This is a genomic window from Lentzea roselyniae, from assembly GCF_039537795.1.
GTDB lineage: Bacteria > Actinomycetota > Actinomycetes > Mycobacteriales > Pseudonocardiaceae > Lentzea > Lentzea atacamensis.
Genome location: NZ_BAABBE010000012.1, coordinates 41,586 through 63,492 on the forward strand (window position 1 = coordinate 41,586; position 21,907 = coordinate 63,492).

General features: G+C 67.4%; 25 protein-coding genes, 2 tRNA genes and 1 pseudogene. 17 read left to right on the forward strand and 11 right to left on the reverse strand.

The genetic code is table 11. From position 1 onward, the window contains the following. The first annotated feature begins 164 nt into the window (after positions 1-164). From ABFX45_RS22125 to ABFX45_RS22135, 3 genes are all read left to right on the forward strand, one after another. The gene (locus ABFX45_RS22125; protein WP_346131836.1) at positions 165-1,172 is read left to right on the forward strand and encodes a serpin family protein; all 1,008 of its coding nucleotides are present in this window, start codon (positions 165-167) and stop codon (positions 1,170-1,172) included. Positions 1,173-1,269: 97 nt separating this feature from the next. Further along, complete coding sequence (locus ABFX45_RS22130; protein ID WP_170155285.1) at positions 1,270-1,407, forward strand: hypothetical protein; 138 nt, start codon at positions 1,270-1,272, stop codon at positions 1,405-1,407. Positions 1,408-1,857: 450 nt separating this feature from the next. Further along, complete coding sequence (locus ABFX45_RS22135) at positions 1,858-2,376, forward strand: Scr1 family TA system antitoxin-like transcriptional regulator (RefSeq protein ID WP_109641125.1); 519 nt, start codon at positions 1,858-1,860, stop codon at positions 2,374-2,376. Here ABFX45_RS22135 and ABFX45_RS22140 read toward each other — a convergent pair. After that, positions 2,373-2,552 carry a hypothetical protein gene (locus ABFX45_RS22140; RefSeq protein WP_030472123.1) on the reverse strand — a complete coding sequence of 60 codons (180 nt, stop codon included), beginning with the start codon at positions 2,550-2,552 and terminating at the stop codon, positions 2,373-2,375. The genes ABFX45_RS22135 and ABFX45_RS22140 overlap by 4 nt on opposite strands. 94 nt (positions 2,553-2,646) lie before the next feature. On the opposite strand from ABFX45_RS22140, the gene ABFX45_RS22145 reads away from it, so the two are divergent. Both ABFX45_RS22145 and ABFX45_RS22150 read left to right on the forward strand, forming a co-directional pair. Beyond that, positions 2,647-3,204, forward strand: a complete 558-nt coding sequence (locus tag ABFX45_RS22145) for a carboxymuconolactone decarboxylase family protein (RefSeq protein ID WP_346131837.1) — start codon at positions 2,647-2,649, stop codon at positions 3,202-3,204. A gap of 4 nt (positions 3,205-3,208) precedes the next feature. Then, a complete protein-coding gene (locus ABFX45_RS22150; protein WP_346131838.1) occupies positions 3,209-4,021 on the forward strand; it encodes a class I SAM-dependent methyltransferase in 813 nt (270 codons plus the stop codon). Here the strand turns inward: ABFX45_RS22150 and ABFX45_RS22155 are convergent, their stop codons facing one another. Together ABFX45_RS22155 and ABFX45_RS22160 are read right to left on the reverse strand one after the other, a co-directional pair. Beyond that, positions 4,022-4,648 (reverse strand): dioxygenase family protein, encoded by a 627-nt coding sequence (locus ABFX45_RS22155; protein WP_346131839.1) that lies wholly within the window; start codon positions 4,646-4,648, stop codon positions 4,022-4,024. 95 nt (positions 4,649-4,743) lie between these two features. After that, on the reverse strand, positions 4,744-5,631 hold the full coding sequence (locus ABFX45_RS22160) for a sigma-70 family RNA polymerase sigma factor (RefSeq protein WP_109641127.1): 888 nt from the start codon (positions 5,629-5,631) through the stop codon (positions 4,744-4,746). 26 nt (positions 5,632-5,657) lie between these two features. Here ABFX45_RS22160 and dnaG point away from each other — a divergent pair, with 26 nt between their 5' ends. From dnaG to ABFX45_RS22175, 3 genes are read left to right on the forward strand one after another with little or no spacing between them, the layout of a single operon-like run. After that, entirely contained in the window at positions 5,658-7,547 is a 1,890-nt protein-coding gene (gene dnaG, locus ABFX45_RS22165) for a DNA primase (protein WP_109641128.1), read from the forward strand. Then, entirely contained in the window at positions 7,547-8,038 is a 492-nt protein-coding gene (locus tag ABFX45_RS22170) for a hypothetical protein (RefSeq protein ID WP_346131840.1), read from the forward strand. Before dnaG ends, ABFX45_RS22170 begins: the two co-directional genes overlap by 1 nt. A gap of 24 nt (positions 8,039-8,062) precedes the next feature. Beyond that, entirely contained in the window at positions 8,063-8,803 is a 741-nt protein-coding gene (locus ABFX45_RS22175) for a trans-aconitate 2-methyltransferase (protein ID WP_109641130.1), read from the forward strand. 6 nt (positions 8,804-8,809) lie between these two features. On the opposite strand, the gene ABFX45_RS22180 is transcribed toward ABFX45_RS22175, so the two are convergent. After that, positions 8,810-9,091 carry a YtxH domain-containing protein gene (locus tag ABFX45_RS22180; protein WP_109641131.1) on the reverse strand — a complete coding sequence of 94 codons (282 nt, stop codon included), beginning with the start codon at positions 9,089-9,091 and terminating at the stop codon, positions 8,810-8,812. A gap of 143 nt (positions 9,092-9,234) precedes the next feature. Here ABFX45_RS22180 and ABFX45_RS22185 point away from each other — a divergent pair. Together ABFX45_RS22185 and ABFX45_RS22190 are read left to right on the forward strand one after the other, a co-directional pair. After that, positions 9,235-9,307 (forward strand) — tRNA-Asn (locus ABFX45_RS22185). A 66-nt stretch (positions 9,308-9,373) separates the two neighbouring features. After that, positions 9,374-10,231, forward strand: coding sequence for an oxygenase MpaB family protein (locus tag ABFX45_RS22190; protein ID WP_346131841.1), 858 nt, complete (start codon positions 9,374-9,376; stop codon positions 10,229-10,231). On the opposite strand, the gene ABFX45_RS22195 is transcribed toward ABFX45_RS22190, so the two are convergent. Beyond that, positions 10,186-10,647: a GNAT family N-acetyltransferase gene (locus tag ABFX45_RS22195; protein ID WP_346131842.1), complete on the reverse strand. Its 462-nt coding sequence runs from the start codon at positions 10,645-10,647 to the stop codon at positions 10,186-10,188. The genes ABFX45_RS22190 and ABFX45_RS22195 overlap by 46 nt on opposite strands. A gap of 105 nt (positions 10,648-10,752) precedes the next feature. On the opposite strand from ABFX45_RS22195, the gene ABFX45_RS22200 reads away from it, so the two are divergent. Then, a tRNA-Ile gene (locus ABFX45_RS22200) sits at positions 10,753-10,827 on the forward strand. 365 nt (positions 10,828-11,192) lie between these two features. Here ABFX45_RS22200 and ABFX45_RS22205 read toward each other — a convergent pair. Continuing rightward, entirely contained in the window at positions 11,193-11,756 is a 564-nt protein-coding gene (locus ABFX45_RS22205; protein ID WP_346131843.1) for a TetR/AcrR family transcriptional regulator, read from the reverse strand. 154 nt (positions 11,757-11,910) lie between these two features. On the opposite strand from ABFX45_RS22205, the pseudogene ABFX45_RS22210 reads away from it, so the two are divergent. After that, positions 11,911-12,024 (forward strand): annotated as a pseudogene (locus ABFX45_RS22210) (SDR family NAD(P)-dependent oxidoreductase); the annotation flags it as partial. 110 nt (positions 12,025-12,134) lie between these two features. After that, positions 12,135-12,566, forward strand: coding sequence for an SDR family oxidoreductase (locus ABFX45_RS22215; RefSeq protein WP_346131924.1), 432 nt, complete (start codon positions 12,135-12,137; stop codon positions 12,564-12,566). Here ABFX45_RS22215 and ABFX45_RS22220 read toward each other — a convergent pair. Further along, on the reverse strand, positions 12,563-13,294 hold the full coding sequence (locus ABFX45_RS22220) for an AraC family transcriptional regulator (RefSeq protein WP_346131844.1): 732 nt from the start codon (positions 13,292-13,294) through the stop codon (positions 12,563-12,565). The genes ABFX45_RS22215 and ABFX45_RS22220 overlap by 4 nt on opposite strands. Before the next feature lie 75 nt (positions 13,295-13,369). Between ABFX45_RS22220 and ABFX45_RS22225 the strand changes: the two genes are divergently transcribed. After that, on the forward strand, positions 13,370-14,506 hold the full coding sequence (locus tag ABFX45_RS22225) for an MFS transporter (protein ID WP_428834182.1): 1,137 nt from the start codon (positions 13,370-13,372) through the stop codon (positions 14,504-14,506). A gap of 4 nt (positions 14,507-14,510) precedes the next feature. Beyond that, positions 14,511-15,371, forward strand: coding sequence for an exodeoxyribonuclease III (locus tag ABFX45_RS22230; RefSeq protein ID WP_346131846.1), 861 nt, complete (start codon positions 14,511-14,513; stop codon positions 15,369-15,371). 15 nt (positions 15,372-15,386) lie between these two features. On the opposite strand, the gene ABFX45_RS22235 is transcribed toward ABFX45_RS22230, so the two are convergent. The 3 genes from ABFX45_RS22235 to ABFX45_RS22245 form a co-directional block, all read right to left on the reverse strand. Further along, a complete protein-coding gene (locus tag ABFX45_RS22235) occupies positions 15,387-16,034 on the reverse strand; it encodes a protein NO VEIN domain-containing protein (protein WP_346131847.1) in 648 nt (215 codons plus the stop codon). 193 nt (positions 16,035-16,227) lie between these two features. After that, positions 16,228-18,054 carry a DEAD/DEAH box helicase gene (locus ABFX45_RS22240; RefSeq protein WP_346131848.1) on the reverse strand — a complete coding sequence of 609 codons (1,827 nt, stop codon included), beginning with the start codon at positions 18,052-18,054 and terminating at the stop codon, positions 16,228-16,230. Next, positions 18,054-19,463 (reverse strand): ParB N-terminal domain-containing protein, encoded by a 1,410-nt coding sequence (locus ABFX45_RS22245; RefSeq protein ID WP_109641226.1) that lies wholly within the window; start codon positions 19,461-19,463, stop codon positions 18,054-18,056. The genes ABFX45_RS22240 and ABFX45_RS22245 overlap by 1 nt, the downstream gene beginning before the upstream one ends. A gap of 113 nt (positions 19,464-19,576) precedes the next feature. Here ABFX45_RS22245 and ABFX45_RS22250 point away from each other — a divergent pair, with 113 nt between their 5' ends. Together ABFX45_RS22250 and ABFX45_RS22255 are read left to right on the forward strand one after the other, a co-directional pair. Next, a complete protein-coding gene (locus tag ABFX45_RS22250; protein WP_211337691.1) occupies positions 19,577-20,275 on the forward strand; it encodes a hypothetical protein in 699 nt (232 codons plus the stop codon). Between the two features lie 60 nt (positions 20,276-20,335). Further along, complete coding sequence (locus ABFX45_RS22255; protein ID WP_233440165.1) at positions 20,336-21,271, forward strand: NaeI family type II restriction endonuclease; 936 nt, start codon at positions 20,336-20,338, stop codon at positions 21,269-21,271. A gap of 39 nt (positions 21,272-21,310) precedes the next feature. Here the strand turns inward: ABFX45_RS22255 and ABFX45_RS22260 are convergent, their stop codons facing one another. Beyond that, positions 21,311-21,808 (reverse strand): very short patch repair endonuclease, encoded by a 498-nt coding sequence (locus ABFX45_RS22260; RefSeq protein WP_109641228.1) that lies wholly within the window; start codon positions 21,806-21,808, stop codon positions 21,311-21,313. Between the last annotated feature and the right edge of the window lie 99 nt (positions 21,809-21,907).

The window sequence follows — 21,907 nt, forward strand, 5'->3', positions numbered from 1 at the left end:
CGACGACGAGGGTGACGACGACGGTTCGGCCGGTGTGCGCGAACCCCGCCACCCCAAGCCACTCGGGCCGATGGGAGGAGCGGGGGAGCGGCCCATCCCGGAAGATCCGATCGTGATGTCACTGCCAGATCCCCGCCACTAGTGTTTGATTTTGGGAGCTCCTCGTGACCGATCAGGCCGACTTCGCTCTGACCATGCACCGCGTCGCCGTACCTGATCCGTCCTCCAACGCGTGCTGGTCGCCGTTCTCGGTGGCCAGCGCGCTCGCGCTGGCCCGCGAGGCCGCCCGCGGAGAGACCCGCACCGAGCTCGACCGGCTGCTGACGGACTTCGACGCCACCGATGCCCTGGGCGTGCCGGAACTGGCCGTCGCCAACACGTTGTGGGCCGACGACGACCTGGCCCTGAATCCGGACTTCTCGCTCACGAAGTCAGTGCGGCGCACGGCGTTCTCCGATCCCACGACGGTCCGCAAGCTCGTGAACACCGACGTCGCCGAGACGACCCGCGGCCTGATCCCCGAACTGCTGACGAACCCGCCGTCCCCGGACGCCGCGGCGATCATCGTCAACGCCCTGTACCTCAAGGTGGGCTGGCTGAACCCGTTCGCCGCCTGGGAGACCGCGCCCAAACCGTTCCACTCGCCCCGCGGCGCCGTGGACGTGCCGACGATGAAGGTGACCGAGAAGTTCCGCTACGCCCACCGCAACGGCTGGCAGACGGTCGTGTTGCCGGCCGCGTCCGGTGTCGAGGCCGTGATCCTGTTGCCGGACGAGTCGCTGGAGCAGCCGCTCGACCCCTCGGTCTTCGAAGCGACCGCCAGGACCAACCTGGAACTCTCACTGCCCAAAGTGGACGTTCGGGAGAAGTTCCAGCTGAAGAGCGTGCTGGAGCGGCTCGGGGTCCGGCGCATGTTCTCGCGGAACGCGGACTTCAGCGGCCTCTCGCCGGACGAACGGCTGTTCGTCGACGACGTGATCCACGAGGCCGTGCTGCGACTCGACGAGGAAGGGCTGGAGGGAGCGGCGGCCACCGCCGTCACGTTCCGGACGGTGTCGATCGAGATCCCGACCGAGCCGATCGTGGTGAACGTCGACCGGCCGTTCCTGCTCGCCGTCCGGCACGCCCGCTCCGGCGCGATCTACTTCCTCGCGCAGGTCGCCCGGCCGTGACCAGGCTTTCCGGGGGACTTCTTTGACTGATCGGACCGGCTTCGCCTGAAGCTGCACCGCGTCGCCGTCCCTGATGCGTCCGCGAACGCGTTTCTCGATGGCCAGTGCCCTCGTCCTCGCCGGGGAAGCCACCCGCGCCGAACTCGACGCACTGCTCGGGGTCTTCCACCCGGTGACGCGCTGGGCGTGCCCGAACTGGCCGTGGCGAACACGCTGTGGGCCGACGACCGCCTGACCTTGAACCTGCGCTTCTCGCTGGCGTCCTCGGTGCGGCGAGGAAGCGACCAGGGGCCTGATCCCCGCGCCGGACGCCGCCGTGCAGGTACCGACGATGACGTTGACGGCAGAGTTCGGCTACGCGCGCCACCACGGCTGGCAGACGATCGCGCTGCCCGACGAGGCCGGGATGTAGATGCTGGTGCTTGATGCGGATGGGTGTGCGAGCGATTGGGCGCCGCCGCGACCGCGGCCGTGCTGACCTGCGGGGCGAGGCCGAGGCGTCCCGCAGACCCGATCGTGGTGCAGGTGGATCGGCCGTTCCTGCTCGCCGTCCGGGCACGCCCGCTCGGGCGCGATCCACTTCCTCGCGCAGGTCGCCCATCCGTGACCATTTGACGGGACTGTTCGCCCTGATGGGCGAGCGTTTCGCCCGGCGAGATCATGATCATGCCTTTACCGTTCCAGCATGACCCAGCACGGTGCCGACGAGCAGCTCGTCGTGCTCGCCGCGGCCGGCGCGACGCAGATCATCTGCTTCAGCGGCGTCACCATTCCCGTCCTGTTGAGGACCGAGTGCTACTCGAAAGCGCTGGCCGCCGCACTGGGCCTCACACCGTCGCCCGAGCTGCATCGCGATGGTGAGCTGCCGCCGTGCATGTTCTTCATCCACGAATACGCGCTGCGCACGGTCGTCGGCAACAATCGGCTGATGGAGGACCAGGTCCTGCACCTGCTGTTCCACGCGCCGTCGATCAGGATCGTGCCTGCCAGCGCCGGCGGCGCGGCGGCGATCGGGCTGGACTACGCGCTGATCCAGTACGAGCACGAGCCGCCGCTCGTCTACCTCGCGAACTGGGCGCTCGTCACCGACGCGGCCACCGTCGAACGGGCCGTGCTGGTCTTTCAGCGCATGCACGCCATCGCGCTCGACAACGAGAAGTCGCGCGACCTGCTCATGGACTACGTGGCCGTGTACGACCGTTAGTTGGGGGTGTTGCGACGCAGGAAGAGCCGCATTCCGTCTTCGCCGGGGAGCGCGCACAGCAGCAGGCGGACGTTCTGATGACGCACCGGCACCGCACACGAGTCGCCCGCCAGCAGTGTTCCCGCCAGCAGGCCGGCCGACTCGTGATCGATGTCCAGCACGAAGTCGTTGCTCATGCGAGGACCCTATGAGCTGCCCGCCTCGCAACCCAGTCACCCAAAGGTGTCGCATTCTCTGTCACGTTCGAGCGAGCTGCGTCGTCCAATGGGCATGACGAGGATCAACGGAGTCACGAAGAAGGACGCGGGCCTGCTCACCAAGGCCCTGTACTGGTTCGCGCGGCGCGAGTTCGGGGCGGTGCCCGAGCCTGTGACGGTCATGGCGCACCACCCGAAGCTGCTGATCGCGAGCGGCCGGCACGAGCTGGCGGTCAAGAAGGCGGCTCACGGGCCGTTGTTCGAGCTCTGCGTCTACCGGACGGCGGTGAAGCTCGGCTGCTCGTGGTGCGTCGACTTCGGCGCGATGCTGATGAAGCACGGGGGCCTGGACATCGAGCGGTTGAAGCACATCGACTCGTACGCCACCTCACCGCTCTTCACCGACCTCGAACGCAAGGCGCTCGCGTACGCCGACGCGATGACCGACACGCCGGTCAGCGTCACGGACGAGCAGGTCGCCGAGCTGGAGAAGCTGCTGGGACGCAAGGAACTCGTCGCGCTGACCTACCAGATCGCGCTGGAGAACCAGCGGGCGCGGTTCAACAGCGCGTTCGGCATCAAGGACCAGGGATTCACCAGCGGCGACGCGTGCCGGGTACCGGCAAACTAGACCGGTGGAGAAGATCACCCTGACGGGTGCCCAGGAGACCATGCTCGCCACGTTGTACGGCCGGGCGGTGGACAGCGGACGGGCCACCTCCGTGCTGCACGACGACGAGGCGAAGCGCGCCGTAGACCGCATCGACTACGACTTCGCGAAGACCGGGATGAACACGACGGCTGCGGTCGGCGTCGCCATCCGCGCCAAGGTGCTCGACGACTGGACCCGCGAGTTCCTCCAGCGCAACCCGTCCTGCACGGTGCTGCACCTCGCGTGTGGCCTGGACACGCGCGCGCATCGCATCGAACGGCCGGACACCGTGCGCTGGATCGACGTCGACATGCCGGACGTCGTTGCGTTGCGGCACAAGCTGCTGCCTGAGCCGCAGGGCGACTACCGGCTCGTGGCGTCGTCGGTGACCGAGGACGCCTGGCTGGCAGAGGTGCCCGCCGACCGTCCGGTGGTGGCGGTGTTCGAGGGTCTGTCGATGTACCTCACGCGCGACGAAGGCCACGCGTTGATCAGAAGGGTCACCAGCAGGTTCGCCAGCGGCGAGCTGCTGTTCGACGTCTACGGGTCGTGGGGCATCAAGCTGCAGAAGCTCGTGCCCGCCGTCCGCAACGCCGGAGCGACCCTGCACTGGGGTGTGGACGACCCGCGCGAGGTCGAGGCGCTGCACCCCGGACTGACCACTGTGGACGCCTGGCGCAGCGTGGACCTGCCGTACCTGGACGCGTTGCCCAGGTCCGGCAGGATCCAGATGAAGGTCGTCAGCGCGACCCCGAAGCTCAGGGACGTCGGAAAGCTGCTGCGCCTGCGGTGGTGACTAGCGCTCGACGACGAAGTCGAACTTGGCGGTGTAGCGGTTGCCGACGAGCGGGCCGAGCTCGACCTCGCACTCGCGGTCGAGGTAGGCGTCGCGCCGGTTGAGCCAGGCGACGTTCATCCCGTACGCCCTGAGGTTGTCCGGGAAGAACAGCTGCGTGGTGAGGATCGGGCCACCCCGCGCCTGCACCTTGACGTGGATGTGCGGGGTACGGCCCGGATAGTCCTTCGGCACGACCGTCTCCAACACGTACGCGCCGGACGCGTTGGTGAACTGGTGGCCGCGCATCTTGAACGTGGTGTTGTCGTACGCGCCGCGGTCGTCCGCCTGCCAGAAGTCCAGCAGTGCGTTGGGGATGGGCGTGCACTTCATCGTGTAGACGAAACCGGTGATGCTGAGCACGACCCCGGTGACGCCGGGCGTGCGCAGGTTCGTGCGCTGCGGGGAGTTCCGCTTGAAGTAGGGGCCTTCGACGTTCGACGGGGTGTCGTCGTCCTCGACGCAGGCCGGTGTGAGCGGGAGAGGGGCGCTGCGGGCGGTGGTGGTACCCGCGGCGGTCAGCGCGATCGCTGCCGCCGCACCAGTCGCCATGAACGCCCGGCGGGTGGGCTGGTCGTGTTCGGGCATGATCGAACTCCGGTGGTTGCAACCCGCGGCAGGGGCTTGGGCTGGACCAACGGCTAAAACGTTAGCGTCAAAACGATCCCGGTACCAGCGGCGGTCTAGACCAAAAAGTCGACGTGGCCGAGCTTGTCCGGGTTCGCGATGTCGTAGACCGCGCTGACCTTGCCCTCGTGCACGGTGAACGTCATGACGCGCTGCGCCGCCTCGCCCTTCGCCGCCATGATCAGACCGAGGTCGCCGTTGACCTGCACGGGCCGCATCTCCGGGAAGTCGTTCTCGAAGCCGTACTTGCGGATGAGGCCGAAGAAGAAGCGGGCGACCTTCTCCGCGCCGGCGACCGTGTGGACCGCGGTGCGGACCTTGCCGCCGCCGTCGCCGATCATCACCGCGTCCGGGTGCAGCAGGCCGAGGACGGCGTCGATGTCGCCACCGGCCATGGCCTGGAGGAACTTCTCCAGCACCTCCTGCTGCTCGGCCAGCGCCGCGCGAGGCGGCGGCTCCGCACCCGCGACGATCTTGCGGGCGCGCGAGGCGTGCTGGCGCGCGGAGGCTTCCGAGACGCCGAGTGTGTCCGCGATCTCGTTGAACGACAACGAGAACGCGTCGTGCAGCACGAACGCGACGCGTTGCTCGGGGGTGAGCCGGTCCAGCACGACCAGCGCGGCCATGCGCACGCCGTCGGAGCGCACCACCGACGCCAGCGGGTCGTCCTCCTCACCGGTGGTGAGCAGCGGTTCCGGCAGCCACGAGCCCACGTAGGTCTCCCGGCGCACGGCCGCGGACCGCAACCGGTCCAGGCAGATGCGGCTCACCACGGTCGTGAGCCAGCCGCGCACGTCCCTGATGCCCTCTGCCGCGGAGAAGCGCAGCCAGGCCTCCTGCACGGCGTCCTCCGCGTCCGCGACGCTGCCGGTCAGCCGGTACGCCACGCCGATGAGGTGGGTCCGGTGGAGCGCGAAGTCGTCGGCCGTGGTCACGGTTGGCAGTTTGCCAGGGGATTAGACTCGAACGCGTGGCAGGACGCATCAGGGAGAGCGACATCGCATTGGTGCGTGAGCGCAGCCGCATCGATGAGGTCGTCGGCGACCATGTATCGCTGAAGAGAGCCGGCGGAGGCGCACTCAAGGGGTTGTGCCCCTTCCACGACGAGAAGACGCCCTCGTTCAACGTGCGCCCGTCGCACGGCACGTTCCACTGCTTCGGCTGTGGTGAGGGCGGCGACGTGATCGCCTTCGTGATGAAGGTCGAGCACCTGTCGTTCGTGGAGGCCGTCGAGCGGCTCGCGGACCGGGCGGGCATCCAGCTCACCTACGAGGGTGGCGGCGTCACGATCCAGCGCGACCGGGGCACGCGCAGCCGGCTCCTCGAGGCGCACAAGGTGGCGGCCGAGTTCTACGCCGAGCAGCTCGCCTCACCGGAAGCGCAGGCGGCGCGCGAGTTCCTGGCCGAGCGCGGGTTCGACGAGGCCGCGGCGCGCCAGTTCGGCTGCGGGTTCGCGCCCGGCGGCTGGGACAAGCTCACGAAGCACCTGCTGGGGCGCGGTTTCGAGCTCACCGAGCTGATCAAGTCTCAGCTCACCAAGGAAGGCCGCCAGGGTCCGATCGACCGGTTCCACCGGCGGCTGCTGTGGCCGATCAAGGACATCGGTGGCGAGGTCGTCGGGTTCGGTGCCCGGCGGATCTTCGACGACGACCCGATCCAGGCGAAGTACCTCAACACCAGCGAGTCGATGATCTACAAGAAGTCGCAGGTGCTGTTCGGGCTCGACCAGGCCAAGCGGGAGATCGCGAAGCGGAAGCAGGCCGTGATCGTCGAGGGCTACACCGACGTCATGGCGATGCACCTGGCCGGCGTCCCGACGGCGGTCGCGTCGTGCGGCACGGCGTTCGGCATCGACCACATGAACGTGCTGCGCAGGCTGCTGATCGACGACGACGTGAACGGCGAGGTCATCTTCACCTTCGACGGCGACGAGGCAGGCCAGAAGGCCGCGCTGAAGGCGTTCGAGGGGGAGCAGCAGTTCTCCGCGCAGACCTACATCGCGGTGGCGCCGGACAACATGGACCCGTGCGAGCTGCGGCAGGCCAAGGGCGACGTCGCGGTGCGCGACCTGGTGGCGCGGCGCACGCCGTTGATCGAGTTCGCGATCAAGGCGCAGCTCAAGGCGTACGACCTCGACTCCGTGGACGGGCGCGTCGAGGCGCTGAAGAAGATGGTGCCGTTCGTCGCGCAGATCAAGGACCGCGCCAAGCGGGACGGCTACGCGACCCGGCTCGCCTGGTGGGTGGGCTGGGACGACGAGGCCATGGTCGTGCGGCGGGTGCGGCAGGTCGCCGGAGGCAAGGCGCCGGTCGCCACCGCGCAGCGCGTCGACCCGAACCAGATCGCGCTGGGCGTGGACGTCGACGGACCGCCGCGGCCGAACCCGCGCGACCCGCGGCTGGTGCCGGAGCGCGAGGTGCTCAAGGTCGCGCTGCGGCTGCCCGAGTACGCCGGTCCGCTGTACGACTCGCTGCCGGACGAGGCGTTCACCGAGCCCGCCTACGTGGCGCTGCACCGCGCGATCCGCGAGGCCGGCGGCGCTTCCTCCGGGCTCGCGGGCACGGCGTACCTGGACGCGATCTCGCAGGCGTGTTCGCACGCCTCTGTGCGGTCGGTGCTGACCGAGCTCGCGGTGGAACCGTTGGCCGTCAAGCAGAACGACGAGTTTCGCTACGTGTCGATGGTGATCGCACGGCTGCAGGAGGTGCAGGTCGGCAGGCAGGTCGAGGACGTGAAGTCTCGGTTGCGGCGGCTGTCCCCGATCAAGGACGCCGACGAGTACCGGGCGCTGTGGGGCGACCTGGTGGCGCTGGAGGAGTACCGCAAGGCGCTCCTGCAGCAGAGCGCTGGAGTGCTGTAGTGGGGCTGTTTCGCCGGTTGTTCGGCTCTGGCGCGCCGGACGGGTTCACCGGATCGTTGGAACCTGACGAGACCGTGATCGCTTCTGCTCCCGTGCAGGACGGTCATCTCGTCGTCACGTCGCTCGGGCTGTGGGTGCCGGGTCCCCGTCGGATCGGCTGGCACCTGATCAGCAAGGTGAAGTGGGAGGGCGCGCTGCGGGTGGTCGAGGCGCACGAGGCCGGGCTGGAAGGCCCGGTCGTGCTGCTGGAAGACCTTCCCGCGCAACGGTTCGCCCTGGACGACCCCGGCCGGGTGCTGCGGGCGATCAGCCAGCGCGTCGAGGGCTCGATCCGGCACCGCGAGCGCGTCGAGTCGCCCGGTGTGTGGATCCTGCAGCGCAAGATCCCCGGCCAGGACGGCGTCGTGTGGCAGGCGCGCGGGGACGCCGGGGTGGAGTTCGCCGCTGTGCGGGTTGCCGTGGCGACGTTCGCCGCGAGGCTTGCAGGCTAGCAGTACGCGTGTACTGTTAGCCGTATGTGGGATCCGGCGCAGTACTTGGCCTTCGCCGATCACCGGGGGCGGCCGTTCTACGAGCTTGTGGCGCGCGTGGGAGCCGAGTCCCCGCGCCGCGTGGTGGATGTGGGCTGCGGACCCGGCAATCTGACCTTGTCGCTGGCGTCGCGCTGGCCTTCGGCTGTCGTGGAGGCGTTCGACTCGTCCTCCGAGATGGTCGAGGCCGCTCGTGCCGCCGGCGTGGAGGCGCGTGTGGACGACGTGACGACGTGGGAACCGTTGCCGGACACCGATGTCGTGGTGTCCAACGCGGTGCTGCAGTGGGTCGCGTCACATCCCTCGATCGTGTCGAAGTGGGCGACCTCGCTGCCTGCGGGCGCGTGGCTCGCGTTCCAGGTGCCCGGCAACTACTCCGACCCCTCGCACCGCTTGATCCGCGAGGTCGCCGGACCGTCGCTGGCGCACGTCTTCCGTGCGGAGAAACCCGTTCTGGACCCCGTGGAGTACGCCGAACTGCTGGCAGGCTGCTCCTCTGTGGACGCCTGGGAAACCACGTACGTGCAGCGGCTCTCCGGCCCCGATCCCGTGCTGGAATGGGTCACCGGCACGGCTTTGCGGCCGGTGCGCGCGGCACTGTCCTCATCGGACTGGGAGGCGTACGTCGCGGAACTGGCGCCGCGGCTGCGCGAGGCGTACCCCGAGCGAGCCGACGGCACCACGTGGTTCCCGTTCAGGCGGATCTTCGTGGTGGCGCAGGTGTGAAGATCATCACGCCCGAGGCGTGGCCGTAGGCGCGACGGTGCGGCCGTTGGCCTCCTCCTGGTGGCGCCACGGCGCCTTCTCGGCGGCCTTCTCCGCAGCGTCCGCCGCGAGGTCTTTTGCCTGGTGAGCGGCCTCGAACGCCTTGTCCTTGGCCTGGCTCGCCGTCTTGCGCACCGTGGGGTTCTCGATGAAGCGGTGCCACAGGCGCACGATCTGGTCGTAGCGCTCACGTCCGGCCTTCGCGCCGAGCACGTAGCCGATCGCCGCACCGACCAAGATGCCCTTCATGCGGGTCTCCTCTCACATCGTGCCTGGTCAGGGCCAATTTTGCCGCAAAGTGGGGGGTGGTTGCAGAACCCGTTTTGAGGCTCATGTAGAGTTACCCACTGTCAGGAGGAACCAAGCCTGACAGGCAAGACACAACAGAACATTCCCCCATAGCTCAATTGGCAGAGCATGCGACTGTTAATCGCAGGGTTACTGGTTCGAGTCCAGTTGGGGGAGCTTCCAAGACCCTAGTCATCCGACTGGGGTCTTTTGGTTTCGGGGGTCCTGCGTGACTTTGGGTCCATGCCCCGGTTCACGAACCTCCGCCGCATCTCGTCGCTCGACCCCGTCGCCGACCACGAGGAGATCGTGCGGATCTCCGCCGGCCTGGAGTTCCCGTGGGACTACCAGAAGTCGCTGGAGCTGGCGCTGTTCCGCACGTACTGCGTCCCGACGATCTCGGGCCTGCTGGAGCGCACCGGCGAGTTCGAACGCCGCCCGCAGAAGCGCTACGACGACACCGCCGTGCTGATGGCGGAGCTCGTCGAGCACGGCTACGACTCCCCGCGCGGGCGTGAGGCGTTGCGCGTCGTCAATCGCCAGCACGGCCGTTACGACATCTCCAACGACGACATGCTGTACGTGCTCTCGACGTTCATCTACGACCCTCTCGACTGGATCCAGCAGTACGGCTGGCGGCCGTTGACGCACAACGAGCAGCTGGCCGCGTTCCACTTCTACCGCGCGGTCGGCTCTCGCATGGGGATCCGGGACATCCCGTCGGACTTCGGCGAGTTCCGTGCCTTCAAGACGGCCTACGAGAAGCAGCACTTCGCGTTCGCCGAGTCGAACCACCGCATCGGCCAGTACACGCTGGACCTGTTCTGCTCGTGGTACCCGCAGGTGCTGAAGCCGGTGGTCTCACGGGCCGTGGTCGCGATGCTGGACCCTTCGATGGTGCGCGCGTTCGGGTTCGCCGCGCCGCCAGCCTGGGTCGGGGCTCTCGGGCGGCTGGCGTTGCGCGTGCGGGCTCTCGTGGTCCGCCGGATGCCCGTGCGGAAGACCTTGAAGCTCACGAGCACGCCCAACCGCACCTACCCCGGCTATCCCGCCGGCTACCGGCCCTCGGACCTCGGGGCGATCTCCAACACCGCGCGCTGACCGTTGAGCGTGAACCCCAGGGCCTTGAGGAACTCGTTGCCGGGCTTGAAGTCCGTGAGACCCACGTGCACGTGCGTGATCCCCGGGTAGCGCTCGGTGAGCGCCCTGGCCATCTCGCTGCCGATGCCCCACCTCCGCAGATCCCTCGGCACGAGGAAGAACCGGATGCTGGCGTGCCCCGGTTCGGGGTGGTCCAGCACCAGGTCCACGAACCCGATCATGCCCTGCGCCTCGGCGACCAGCAGCTGCTTCTGCTCGAACCGCGCACCCTCCGGCAACGCGTAGAAGAGGCTCTGCACGTCACCGGGCCCGGACGGGTGACCCGTGGCAGCCTGGAACCAGTCGTCGCAGTCGGCGAACAGCCGCAGCACCTCGGGCTCGTCCGCCGGAGTGAAGTCGCGGAGGGTCAAACGCACGCGTGCAGCCTATGTGTCGCTCGCCACGGGGGCGCGCAAGGGCCGTTCGGCGTGATCGGTATCCTCCACCACGCAGCGTTAGCGTGTGTGGTTCGCCGCTGCGAGGGGGCAGTAGCTCAACCGGTCAGAGCAGCAGACTCATAATCTGTCAGGTTGTCGGTTCGAATCCGACCTGCCCCACGGACTTGGGCGGCGTATGTCCGCAGCACGCGCGGACCTCAGGCGTCCGTGGCTGTCTTCTGGGGGGCGACCCCCAGGCCCCCGCAGGCTCGGGCGCTTTGCGCCCTCGCGAGTTGCGAGTTGCGAGTGCGCCACCGCGCGTCTTGGGTCTGCGAGGCCTTGAGGTGTGTGCGGCTTCGGGGATGTGCGGCCTTGCCTACGCGGCTTCCGGGGGTGTGCGGTCTTGGGTCTGCGCGGCCTTGGGGGGTGTGCTGCCTTGGGGCGTGTGCTGCCTTGGGACTATGCGGAGTTGGACTGCGCGGTTTCGGGGGATGTGCGGCTTTGGGGCCGCGTGGTTTCGAGGGTGCGTGGCTTTGGGAGTGTGCTCACGGGGATTGAGTGCGTAGGCCTTCGACGTAGATGGACAGGAAGCGTCGCCATTCGCTGGGTGAGTCCCTGATCACCTGGGCCATTGCCCTGGTCAGGGTGGCCATGTCCGCGATCGAGTAGTCCGGGCGGAGGACGCCGCCCTCTACGCCGCGGGCGATCAGGATTTCGGCGTGGCCTGCGCCTCGGTGGCAGGCTGAGACGACTTCCGGGGCGTTGGGCAGGTCGCGGGCCAGGACGTCGTTGAGCCCGCGGTCCTCGGCCTGCAGGGCGTAGAGGTCTTCGAGGTAGCCGGCGAAGGCTTGCCACGGGTCGGGGGTCGCGAGGGCCTTCTCGCCGATGACGTCCAGGGCGGCCAGGCGTTCGGGGAAGATCGCCGCTACGAAGGCCTCGCGGGTCGGGAAGTGTTTGTAGAGCGTGCCGATGCTGACCTCGGCTCGGCGGGCGATGTGTTCGAGCGGCACGTCGAGGCCGCGTTCCGCGAACAGTTGCGCGGCTGCTGCCAGCAGTTTCTCCCGGTTGCGTGCCGCGTCCGCACGCAGGGGCCTCGACGCGGTGACCATGCGCCGGATCCTACTCAGCGGTTAAGTCGAGAGTTGCCTCGACTTTAGTGGTAGCGTCGGGCCTGGAAGTTGAGGGTGCCCTCGAATTAGCGTGGAAGGACGGAACCTCATATCTCCCACCGCAGTTGTGCTCGGGGTTGGGCCTGGGCTGGGTATGTCGATCGCGCGCCGGTTCGGGCGCGAGGGGTACGACGTCGTGCTGGTGTCGCGGAGCAGTGCGCGGCACGACGGGTACCTGGCCGAGCTCGCCGAGGCTGGAGTGAAGGCTAAGGCGTTTGCGGTCGACGTCCGTGATCGCGAGCAGTTGTTGTCCACTTTGGAGGAAGTCGGGCCGGTCGGCGTCGTGTCTACGGGCCTGGTGCCACGGATCTGGGTGACATGCCCGCGGAGATCACGTCGACCACCTCCGAGGAGGCGCACGCGGCCATGCAGTGGCTCTACCCCGCCATCGACGTCGTCGGTCGAGTGTTGCCCGGTGTGGTCGAACGCAAGGGTGGCCTGTTGTTCGCCGGTGGGCTCAGTGCGGTGCGGCCGATGCCGGTGCTTGGTGCGCTTGCCCTTTCGTCGGCAGCGTTGCGCAACTACGCGTTGACGCTCAACGCGGCGCTCGCTGACAAGGGTGTGTACGTCGGCACGCTCACGATCGGTGGGGTCATCGAGCGCGGTGACATCCACAAGGTGGTGGAGAGCAAGCCCGAGCAGTTCGGCAACCTGGCCGGGCACACCCTCGATCCGGACGACATCGCCGAGGTCGCGTGGCGGATGTTCGTCGAGCGGGACCGGGCGGAGGAGGTGTTCTCCGTGATCTAGAGGTAGGAGCCGGGGGTGTGGCCGAGCGAGCGGCGGAAGACGTCGATGAACGCGCTCGCGGTGGCGAACCCGCACTGCTGGGCGACCGCGGTTACCGGGTGGCCTTCGGCCAGCAGGCGCAGGGCGTGGTAGAGGCGCAGTTGCGTGCGCCACTGGGGGAACGTCATGCCCAAGTCCTCGCGGAACAGTCTGGTCAGCGTCCGGCCGCTCGCGCCGGCTGCCCGGCCCAGTGCTTCGAGACCGCGTGAGTCCGAGGGGTCGGTCTCGAGCAACGCGCAGACGGTCGCTAGCCGCGGGTCGTGTGCGGAGGGGACGCGCACGGGGCGTTCGGACGCGGTGGCCAGCTGGTCGAGCAGCACGGCGCGCATTCGTTTGCCGGCAGGGGTTTCCCGGTCGTCCAAGCCGGTGTAGGCGATCAGCAGTTCGCGCAGGAGAGGGGAGACCGCGAGTGCGGTCGGCTCGGGGAGCCTCAGCGGGTTCTGCGTGAGGCCGAGGAAGTGCAGCCGGGTGACGCCGTACGCGCGGTGGGAATGCACTGTGCCGGCAGGGATCCACAGCGCGCGGTGGGCAGGTGCGATCCAGCGGGACGACTCGGTGTGCACGGCCACGACGCCGCTGCTGGCGTAGACGATCTGGTTCTCGTCGTGCCAGTGCGCCGTGACGCTGGCGGCGGCTGCCAGCTCGCGGCTCGTGGTCGGCGCTGCCGGCAGGTGGCGAGAATTCGACATACATCGGCAGAATATCGGAATCGCGAACGGCGCTGCCGGCGCCACGATCGGTGTGTGAACCACTCGAAATGGCGAATGACGGTCCTGGTCGCGGGTCACGCGGTGGACGACCTCTACCAGGGAGCCGTGCCCGCCATCGTCCCGTTCCTCGTCGCCGAACGGTCCTACGGTTACGTCGCGGCGGCAGGCATCACGGTCGCCGCGACGTTGCTGTCGTCGGTCGTGCAACCGTTGTTCGGCGTCCTGACCGACCGGCGCGCCATGCCGTGGCTGGTCCCGGCCGGCATGACGGTCGCGGGCGTCGGCATCGGGTTGTGCGGCCTGGGTGACTCGTACCTCTTCACCTGGCTCGCGATCGCGTTGTCCGGCCTCGGGGTCGCCGCCTACCACCCGGAGGCGGCCCGGCTCGCCCGCCGCGTGTCCAGGGACGGCCACATCGGGATGAGCTGGTTCGCGCTCGGCGGCAACGTCGGGTTCGCGCTCGGGCCGGTGCTCGTGACGCCGGTGCTGGCGTTCGGCGGCCTGCAAGCCAGTCCGCTGCTGATGATCCCCGCCCTGATCGGCGGCGCCTTGACGTTGGCCCTGCGTGGTGTCCGCGGCGAACCCGCGCACGTCGTGGCGCACACCGGGCGGGACGACTGGGGGCAGTTCGGGCGGCTGACCGTCGTGGTCATCGCGCGCTCGATGGTGACGTTCGGGCTCAGCACGTTCCTCGCCATCTGGGTGACGCAACGGGTCGGCGGTCTTGTCGCGGGGTCGGCGGCGCTCGTCGTGCTGTTCGGCGTTGGTGCGGCGGGCACGTTGCTCGGTGGTGTGCTCGCCGGGCGATGGGGCCGGATCCGGGTCGTGCGCGTGTCTTACGCCGTTGCTGTGCCTGCGGTTGCGGGCATCGCGTTGGTGCCGGGACCGGCTGTGTACCTGATGGTGGCGCTCGCTGCCGTGGCTCTCTACGCGCCGTTCTCGTTGCACACCACGCTCGGCCAGGACTACCTGCCCAACCGGCTCGGCACCGCGAGCGGTGTCACGCTGGGCCTCGCGGTCAGCGTCGGCGGGGTGGCCGCGCCGGCGGTCGGTGCGATCGCGGCGGTGACGAACCTCCAGTGGGCGCTGCTATCCCTCACGGTGTTGCCGGCGATCGCCTGGGTGGCCGCCCGCGGACTGCGCCGGCCCGCGCCGTTCGATGCGCGCTTGAGCCTCCGTGACTACGGTTGAACACGTGCGAGTGGCGACGTGGAACGTGAACTCGGTCAAGCAGCGCGTGCCGAGGCTGCTGCCCTGGCTGGACCAGCGCAAACCGGATGTCGTGTGCCTGCAGGAGACCAAGCTGGCCGACGAGGCCTTCACCGCCCTGCTCGGCGAACCGCTGCGGGAGCGCGGCTACGAGATGGCGCTGTTCGGCGAAACGCAGTGGAACGGCGTGGCGCTGCTGTCCCGCGTGGGCCTGGACGACGTCGCGGTGGGGGTGGCCGGCGCACCCGGTTTCCCGCACGTCGAGGCCCGGGCCGTGGCCGCCACGTGCGGCGGTGTGCGCGTGCACTCGCTGTACGTGCCGAACGGTCGCGAGCCCGAGTCGGACCACTACAAGTACAAGCTGGAATGGCTGGCGGCCCTGCGCGATGTCCTGGAGGCCGGGCCCGCCGACGCCGTGGTGTGCGGTGACATCAACATCGCTCCCACCGACGCCGACGTCTTCGACCCCGAGGCCTACGTCGGGCACACGCACGTGACCGAGCCGGAACGTGCCGCGTTGCAGGCGATCCAGGCGCTCGGGTTCCACGACGTCGTGCGGGAGCGGTGGCCTGATGAGCGGATCTTCAGCTACTGGGACTACCGGGCCGGGATGTTCCACCGCGATCTGGGGATGCGGATCGACCTGATCCTGGCTTCGGCCTCCGTCGCACCTCGGGTGAAGGCGGCCTGGATCGACCGGCATGCGCGGAAGGGGACCGGGCCCAGCGACCACGCGCCGGTGATCGTGGATCTGGACGAGGCTCCGGACGGGGACATCGGGCCCGTGGTGCCGCCGCCTTCTTCGCCGGGTGTGAAGAAGAAGGTCAAGCTGCCCCAGTCGAAGTAGGGCGCGTCTGCTCCTTCACCCCGGCCAGCCGACAGCACCAGTCAGGATCGCGGGACAGTCGTCGTACCAGACAGCCGCGAACGCTGGGATGCCAGGTTTCAGCACCTCTATCGGTACCTCGAGCTGGCAGGATGCCCACCGCCCAGCTGAGGTGCGGTCGGCTGGAGCCTGAGCGGAGATCCACTCGTTCGGCACGGTGGCGATTGCGGCTGGTCTGAGCTCGTCGGTGAGCCGAACCGCGACGAGATGCCATTGAGCGTCCCTGCGCATCGTGTCGAATTCGTGCCTGGACAGGTGAACGGTCAGACGTCCTCGGCGGAGCGTCGACTTCACCTCCAGGTGCACCGCAGTCGGATCGGTGTGGACAGCGATGTCGTACCCGTATCCGTCCGATACCGCTGCGACGTGCTCCACGCTTGCCGGGATGCTCTTTGCCAGGAGTTCCACCAGCGCGATTTCTCCTGCGGCCCCAATGCGCTGGCGGTGTTCGAGGTCGACTTTCCCCCACAGCACGGCTATCTCGCCATGAGCTTCCACCGCCGAGAGCCCGAGCAGCTGAGCTGCCCGCAGCGCGTCCGCTGGCAGTTCAGACGGCTCGCGGACGAGGAGGTCGGCATTCGCGAACCACACCGCCGAACTGCTGGTGATCGCCGCCGAGAACACCCTGAGTTCCGCGGGACGGGCGCACTGCAGATCCGTGAGCAATCCGGTTTCCCGCAGCCAGGCGTACGCCAGTTCGTACTGGGTCGGGGTGATGTCGCTGTAGCCCGAGTGCGTGATGAAGAGCGCACGGCAGCGAGCTGCATCGGCTTGAGGAAGCAGCTCCAGCCACCGGACGGCCGCGCGCAAGATCCGATCAGCGGGAATAGCCACGAAGGTGCCCCAGCAACGCTTGGAGATCCTGTTGGTCGAGACCGCCGCCGACCGCCGGTTCTTCGTCGAGGTCCGCAAGCTCGTGCACAGCCGGATCGTCGAGCACACGACCCATGAACTCCAGCTTGTCGCCGAGCCGCGCGGTGACGATCTCGTCGATGCTGCCCTCTGTCGCCAGGATCGTGATCCTCGTTTCGGTCTCGGGCGGGAGACCGAGCCGGTGGATGCGGTCGAGGCTTTGCAGGAAGCGGCCAGCCGCAAAGTCCCGGTCCACGTAGACGGCGTCATGACAGTGGTGGTGCAAGCTGATTCCCTCGCCGAGCGTGGCGGGGTTCGACAGCAAGACCATGCAGTCCGGGTCGTTGCGGAAACGATCGATCTCAGCTTCGCGATCTTCCGTCCCGCCGTGCACCATCGCGGGGTTGAACGCGCTGAGCAGCCGTTGAAGTGTGTTGAGGCTACGGATGAATGTGGACCACACGAGCGTCTTGCGACCGTTGGCCGCGTTCTTCGCGACGATCGCCAAGGCTTCCTGGTACTTGGGTGACAACTCGTACGCAGGCAGGTCCTGCATCAGCTTGAACAGTGGTGTGTCAGACGGAACGGTGAGCGGCGGCACCTGGTATGCCAGCGGTTCGTACCTCGTCGTGCCAACAGAAAGCAGGGCGGGACTGGTCGCGGCCATCAGCATGTAGACAACGATCTTGCCCAGTGCGGCGAAGTTGCCTTCCGCGCCAATCGCACGTGCCGAGAACCGCCCGCACAGCGCCTCGTACACCTCCTGGTGCAGCGGTGGCATTGGAACCGGAACCATCTTGGTCTCCGGCGGAGTGAGCCCGAGATCAGATTTGGTCGTGCGGGTGAACAGCGGCCGGAGCACCCGGCTCGCTTTGGACAGGTCACCTCCTGCCACGGCCTGAAGGACTTTCTGCCGGCCGTGGCCCGGCCAGACGAACCCGAAGAGGTTTTCGAGGTCTCTGACCCCATTCGGGGCGGGTGTGCCGGTCAGGATGAGGCGGTGGCGGGCGCGCGGCCCGAGCGCCAAACACGCTGCCCCGTAGGTCCCGTCCGCACCGAGCTTCATCCGGTGCGCCTCATCGAGCACCAGCATCGATGGTCGTGCGCTGAGCCACTGGCCGAGTTCGTTCACGGCTGGCGCGAGCCGTTCGTAGTTCACGATGAGCGCTTCCGCGGCGGGATCCGGCTCCCGGGAGAACACATCGACACGCAGAGGCGCAGCGAAGCAAATCTCGTTCTCTTCCTGCCAAGCCTCATAGCATGACTTCGGGCCAACGATGAGGACTCGCTCGATCCCCTTCGTCTGGCGGAGGGCCTGGAACACAGCGAGAGCGACGCGAGTCTTTCCCGCGCCAGGTACGGAAAAGTTCGCCCCGTGCCGCAATGACAGGAGCTTCGCGATGTCCCTGCGCTGGAACGACGTCAGGTCGCCAATCCAATCCGGACCGGTCAGCATGGTGACATCACTGACGGAGATCTCCGCTGGCTGAACCTCTGCAGTCAAGCGGGCTTCGACGGCTTGTGCGTCCGTGTTGGAATCGGTCGCCAATGCGGCAAGCTGAGGATCCCAGGAAACGCTCGTCTTCTCGGGCCAGGTGGAGAGCGCGACGAGGTTCGTGAGCAGATCGTCGATGTCGACGTCCATTGTGCTCGCCGACCGCTGCACACCGCTGCGCAACCGGAGCGCGAGCCTGCGCAGGTCGGCTTCGTATCCGCTGCCGGCTCGCAGGCGTGCCTTGGTCACCTCGTCGCCGAACTCGATCGTGAGGCTCGGCATGGCGATCTCCGGCATCACTGTTCCCGCGCCGCGTCGAGCAACCACGCGACGCCGTCGCCAGGGGCGCTGAATGTGCGTCCTGCCTGCTTGGCGAGATTCGCCAGGCTGGCGCGCAGCGTCAGCAGGGCGTCGTCGAAGGCGTCCTCGTCCAAGGCACGCCTGGCCTTCGCCTCGGCGAACTCCGTCACGCACTGGTTGACCTGGTCAGCGGCGTCCGTGAGGCGCTCTGAAACCGCGATCTGCCGCTTCAGCCGCCTCGCGTCCTGCCCGGCGCGGTCTACGGCCTTGTCGAAGGCGTCCCGCGCCGATTTGATCAGCTGATCTGCCTTCGACACCTGGTCTGGGGAAACCTTGTCGCCGGCCTGCGCGATGGCCTTCGCTTGGAGCAGCAAGTTCGTCAGTTCGCGTGTGGTCTTCGCTCCAGCCGTACCATCTGTGACCGTGACGCCCGGCAAACCGGGGATGCTGACACTCGCAGGTTTCTGCACGGCGGGCTTGAGATCGTCCGGGAGGGTTGAGTCCAGGTAGTGGTCGTGGAAGTCAGCCTGTGCCAAGCGCAGGTCGGTCTTCGCGTAGTTCAGCACGACCATTGCGAGCCGGGATTCCTTGAGCTGCATGGCCGCGTCCGGGTCCGTCTTCGCCAGCTTCTCGTAGTCGCGGTGAAGTTCGCGGAGCTTCTCCTGGTGGTCTTCGAAGTCGACCAGCTTCAGCGTTGCACCGCCGCCCGTCGCACTCCGCTCAATGGCCTCCATGATGAGCGCGTAGACCCACCTGTCCTTGCGGAGCGTGGTGATCTTGATGTTGAACTCGCGGGCGACGTCGTCCTCACGCCGGCCTTCCGCCAGCTGCTCCTCGATCGCCATGAGCCGGTTGATGTACGAGTACTCGCGCCTCTTGTCGCGGCGTAGCTGCAGCGCGAGCTCCACCCGGTTGATGTCACTGCGGGAGGTGTCCTCGGGCAGGACACCAACCCTGATGTCTTTGACACCGAGTTCCTGCAGGGCCGCGCGCCGGGTGTTGCCGTCGACCAGGATGCCTTCCCTGGTGATGATGCCCGGTTCCTTCTGCTGGAAGTCGTCCAGCTCCTCCATCAACGCGGTGTAGTCGGGATCCAGCTGGCTCGGGTTCGACGGCCGGCGGGTCAGCAGATAGCGCAGGTAGTCCTGGCTCTCGCTGCTCCAGGGGTCTTCGTCGAGCGCCTTGTCCCGTACCGGGTCCAGAGTGCGCTGGGCGCGGACCCGGTGCGTGTCCGGGTTGAAGTACAAGAGCTCTACCGGCATGGAGATGACGTCGAGGTGCTTCTGCTCGCCGCGCCAGTCCACGGTGACCTTGGCGCCTCTTTCCTTCAGCGCCTGATCCAGCCGCTCCTCGACGACTGAGCGGATGTGGTCACCCTGCGGTGGAACACCGAACTTGCGAGACATGCACTGGCCTCCAGCCGGACTGTCTGATCTTGCCCTGCCCGCATCATCGCAGGAACCCCTGACAATGTTGCGGCTCTTGATCCACAATTGGTGAATCCGCCGCGAGAACTGGAGTGACGTTGGCGATCCCGGAGTGGAACGATCCGTCGTTGAAGGCCGGCACCATGGTCAGGGGCGCATTGTGGCTGTTGCAGCAGGTCGGCGAAGGCAACAGGTTCACCAAAGAGCAGCTCCGGGCGGCTCTTCCCGGTGTGTCGCAGGTCGATCGCCGCATTCGTGATCTGCGCGCTTACGGCTGGGTGATCCTCACGAACACCGAGGATGCGACGCTCACCGCTGGCGACCAGCGGTTCGTGAAGGCAGGAGTTCCCGTATGGGATCCGGTCGCCAAGCGCGCCGCATCACCGCAGAAGGCACTTTCCGCCAAGGAGAAGAAGGCGGTGATGGCGCGTGATCATTACATGTGCACGAGCTGCGGTATTTCAGGTGGCGAGGAATACTTGGACGACTCGAATCAGACGGCCGTGCTGTTGGTGACGCGGCAGGAGGTCGTCATGCCGGATGGTGAGCAGGAGATCCAGCTGACCACCGAGTGCAAACGATGCCGGGCGGGTGCGGATGACGAGCCGGTCAGGGCCGATGACGTGGTGGCGGCTGTCCAGAGCCTCGACCAAGCCGATCGCGCGCGGTTGCTGCGCTGGATGGGCCGCGGCCGACGTGGTTCGACGCCGCTGGAGCGCGCGTGGAACTCGTACCGGCGGCTGCCCGCCGAGGCCAAGGACGCGGTAAGAGCGGATCTGCTCGGTTCGTGAGGCAATGGTGGATGACAGGCGCATTGCTCAAGATCACATCTGAGTGCAGAGGACAAGATCGTGGTGAACCCAGCCGCCGTTGCCGACGCGGAACTCGAACTCGTCCGGTCCGAGTTGTATCGGCTTGACCCCGACGGACAGAGGTTCGCCAACGTTCTCAGGGCTACCTATGACCAGCTGTACGACGGCCAGCGGACGGGCCGGTGGAACTACGATCAGCTGCACAAGACCGAAAAGACGCACATGGGCACGTTGGTGGAAATCAACCTGCATCGTGAGTTCGGCTTCGGTGACGGTGATCAGACCGACTACGAGATCGCGGGCGTCCAGGTCGACTGCAAGTTCTCCAAGTCACGTGGTGAATGGATGTTTCCTCCGGAGTCCTGGAATCACATCTGTCTCGTCGTGTGGGCGAGCGACGTGCAAAGCGCATGGTCGGCAGGCCTTGTCCGGGTCGATGGCAATCAGCTCACAGTTGCTTCGAATCGCGACAACAAGAGGCGGCTGACGGCACAGGGCAGGGCGGCTGTCGTTCAGTTGTGGCCGGACCGTCGTGAGTTGCCGAAGAACCTGCTGCTGCACATGGAGCCTGAGGCTCGTGCCCGTGTTTTCAACGCAACCGCGAAGAGAGGGAACCGGCACGGGCAGGCCCGCGTGAACCAGTTGTTCCGGGAAGTGCAGGGCGTACTCGTTCCCAGGGCCGTAATAGCAACCGTTGCGCAGCAAGATGACTTCATGAAGCGCGTGCGGGGTTCGGGAGGTGCCCGGAGCTACCTGCGTGATGAGGGCATTCTCGTTCTGGGGCATCAGGACAACGACCCGGTGGTGGCACGCGATCTCGGCCTTCCGGTGCCGCGCAAGGGCGAGGTTGTCGCAGCACGGGTGGTGCCGGCTGGTGAAAACGCCGTGCTGCCATCCGCGGAAATTGGAGGGCGACGCTGGGTGGTTGCGTCGCCCTCGGACCCTGTCTGTGAAGCGCCCGCTATGTCGCGCTAGCTGGTTTCCGCGTGTCCGGAGCCCATTGCGCTCAAAGTGTCAGACCTCGGAGGTAGGGTCGAACTCATGTTCGGTCTGCTCCAATGCGGCTACGACGGCGCCGACGGCCTCCGGCACCTGCTCGTGCTCCCAGAACCGCAGGACTCGCCACCCTGCGGCGCTGAGCGCCTCGTTCACCGTTTGGTCGCGTTCCATGTTCCTGCGGAGCTTGGGGGCCCAGTACCACTCGTTGGTGGTGGGTTGCCGGCCGTGTTCGGGGCAAACGTGCCAGAAGCAGCCGTCGACGAAGATCGCGACCTTGCGCGCGGTGAAAACGATGTCCGGTTTGACGCGGATCCCGTCGTCGAGGCGGAGCAGGTGGTCCTTGCGGTAGCGGTACCCGAGCTTGAACAGCGCACTGCGCAGTGCGATCTCGGGCTTCGTCTCGGAGCGACGGTTCGCGCTCATGTTGCGGGAGCGGCCTTCGTTGAGCGGCGCCGGGTAGAGACCAGCGGCGTGGGCCCGCTGGCGGGCTTCCGCCCTGCTCTTATCAGACATCTGAGGTCACCTGTGAACCCAGCTGCTGGGGGACGCTGAACACCGATGGACCATACTGCACCCTGTCATTCGCCTGATCGTTCCCGCGCTAGGGAGGAG

Coding starts and splice junctions, on each gene's coding strand:
- ABFX45_RS22130 (WP_170155285.1), top strand. CDS start 1,270: ATGGCCAGTGCCCTCGTCCTCGCCGGGGAAGCCACCCGCGCCGAACTC.
- ABFX45_RS22135 (WP_109641125.1), top strand. CDS start 1,858: ATGACCCAGCACGGTGCCGACGAGCAGCTCGTCGTGCTCGCCGCGGCC.
- ABFX45_RS22140 (WP_030472123.1), bottom strand. CDS start 2,552: ATGAGCAACGACTTCGTGCTGGACATCGATCACGAGTCGGCCGGCCTG.
- ABFX45_RS22145 (WP_346131837.1), top strand. CDS start 2,647: ATGACGAGGATCAACGGAGTCACGAAGAAGGACGCGGGCCTGCTCACC.
- ABFX45_RS22155 (WP_346131839.1), bottom strand. CDS start 4,648: ATGCCCGAACACGACCAGCCCACCCGCCGGGCGTTCATGGCGACTGGT.
- ABFX45_RS22175 (WP_109641130.1), top strand. CDS start 8,063: ATGTGGGATCCGGCGCAGTACTTGGCCTTCGCCGATCACCGGGGGCGG.
- ABFX45_RS22180 (WP_109641131.1), bottom strand. CDS start 9,091: ATGAAGGGCATCTTGGTCGGTGCGGCGATCGGCTACGTGCTCGGCGCG.
- ABFX45_RS22190 (WP_346131841.1), top strand. CDS start 9,374: ATGCCCCGGTTCACGAACCTCCGCCGCATCTCGTCGCTCGACCCCGTC.
- ABFX45_RS22205 (WP_346131843.1), bottom strand. CDS start 11,756: ATGGTCACCGCGTCGAGGCCCCTGCGTGCGGACGCGGCACGCAACCGG.
- ABFX45_RS22215 (WP_346131924.1), top strand. CDS start 12,135: ATGCCCGCGGAGATCACGTCGACCACCTCCGAGGAGGCGCACGCGGCC.
- ABFX45_RS22220 (WP_346131844.1), bottom strand. CDS start 13,294: ATGTCGAATTCTCGCCACCTGCCGGCAGCGCCGACCACGAGCCGCGAG.
- ABFX45_RS22225 (WP_428834182.1), top strand. CDS start 13,370: ATGACGGTCCTGGTCGCGGGTCACGCGGTGGACGACCTCTACCAGGGA.
- ABFX45_RS22240 (WP_346131848.1), bottom strand. CDS start 18,054: ATGCCGGAGATCGCCATGCCGAGCCTCACGATCGAGTTCGGCGACGAG.
- ABFX45_RS22245 (WP_109641226.1), bottom strand. CDS start 19,463: ATGTCTCGCAAGTTCGGTGTTCCACCGCAGGGTGACCACATCCGCTCA.
- ABFX45_RS22260 (WP_109641228.1), bottom strand. CDS start 21,808: ATGTCTGATAAGAGCAGGGCGGAAGCCCGCCAGCGGGCCCACGCCGCT.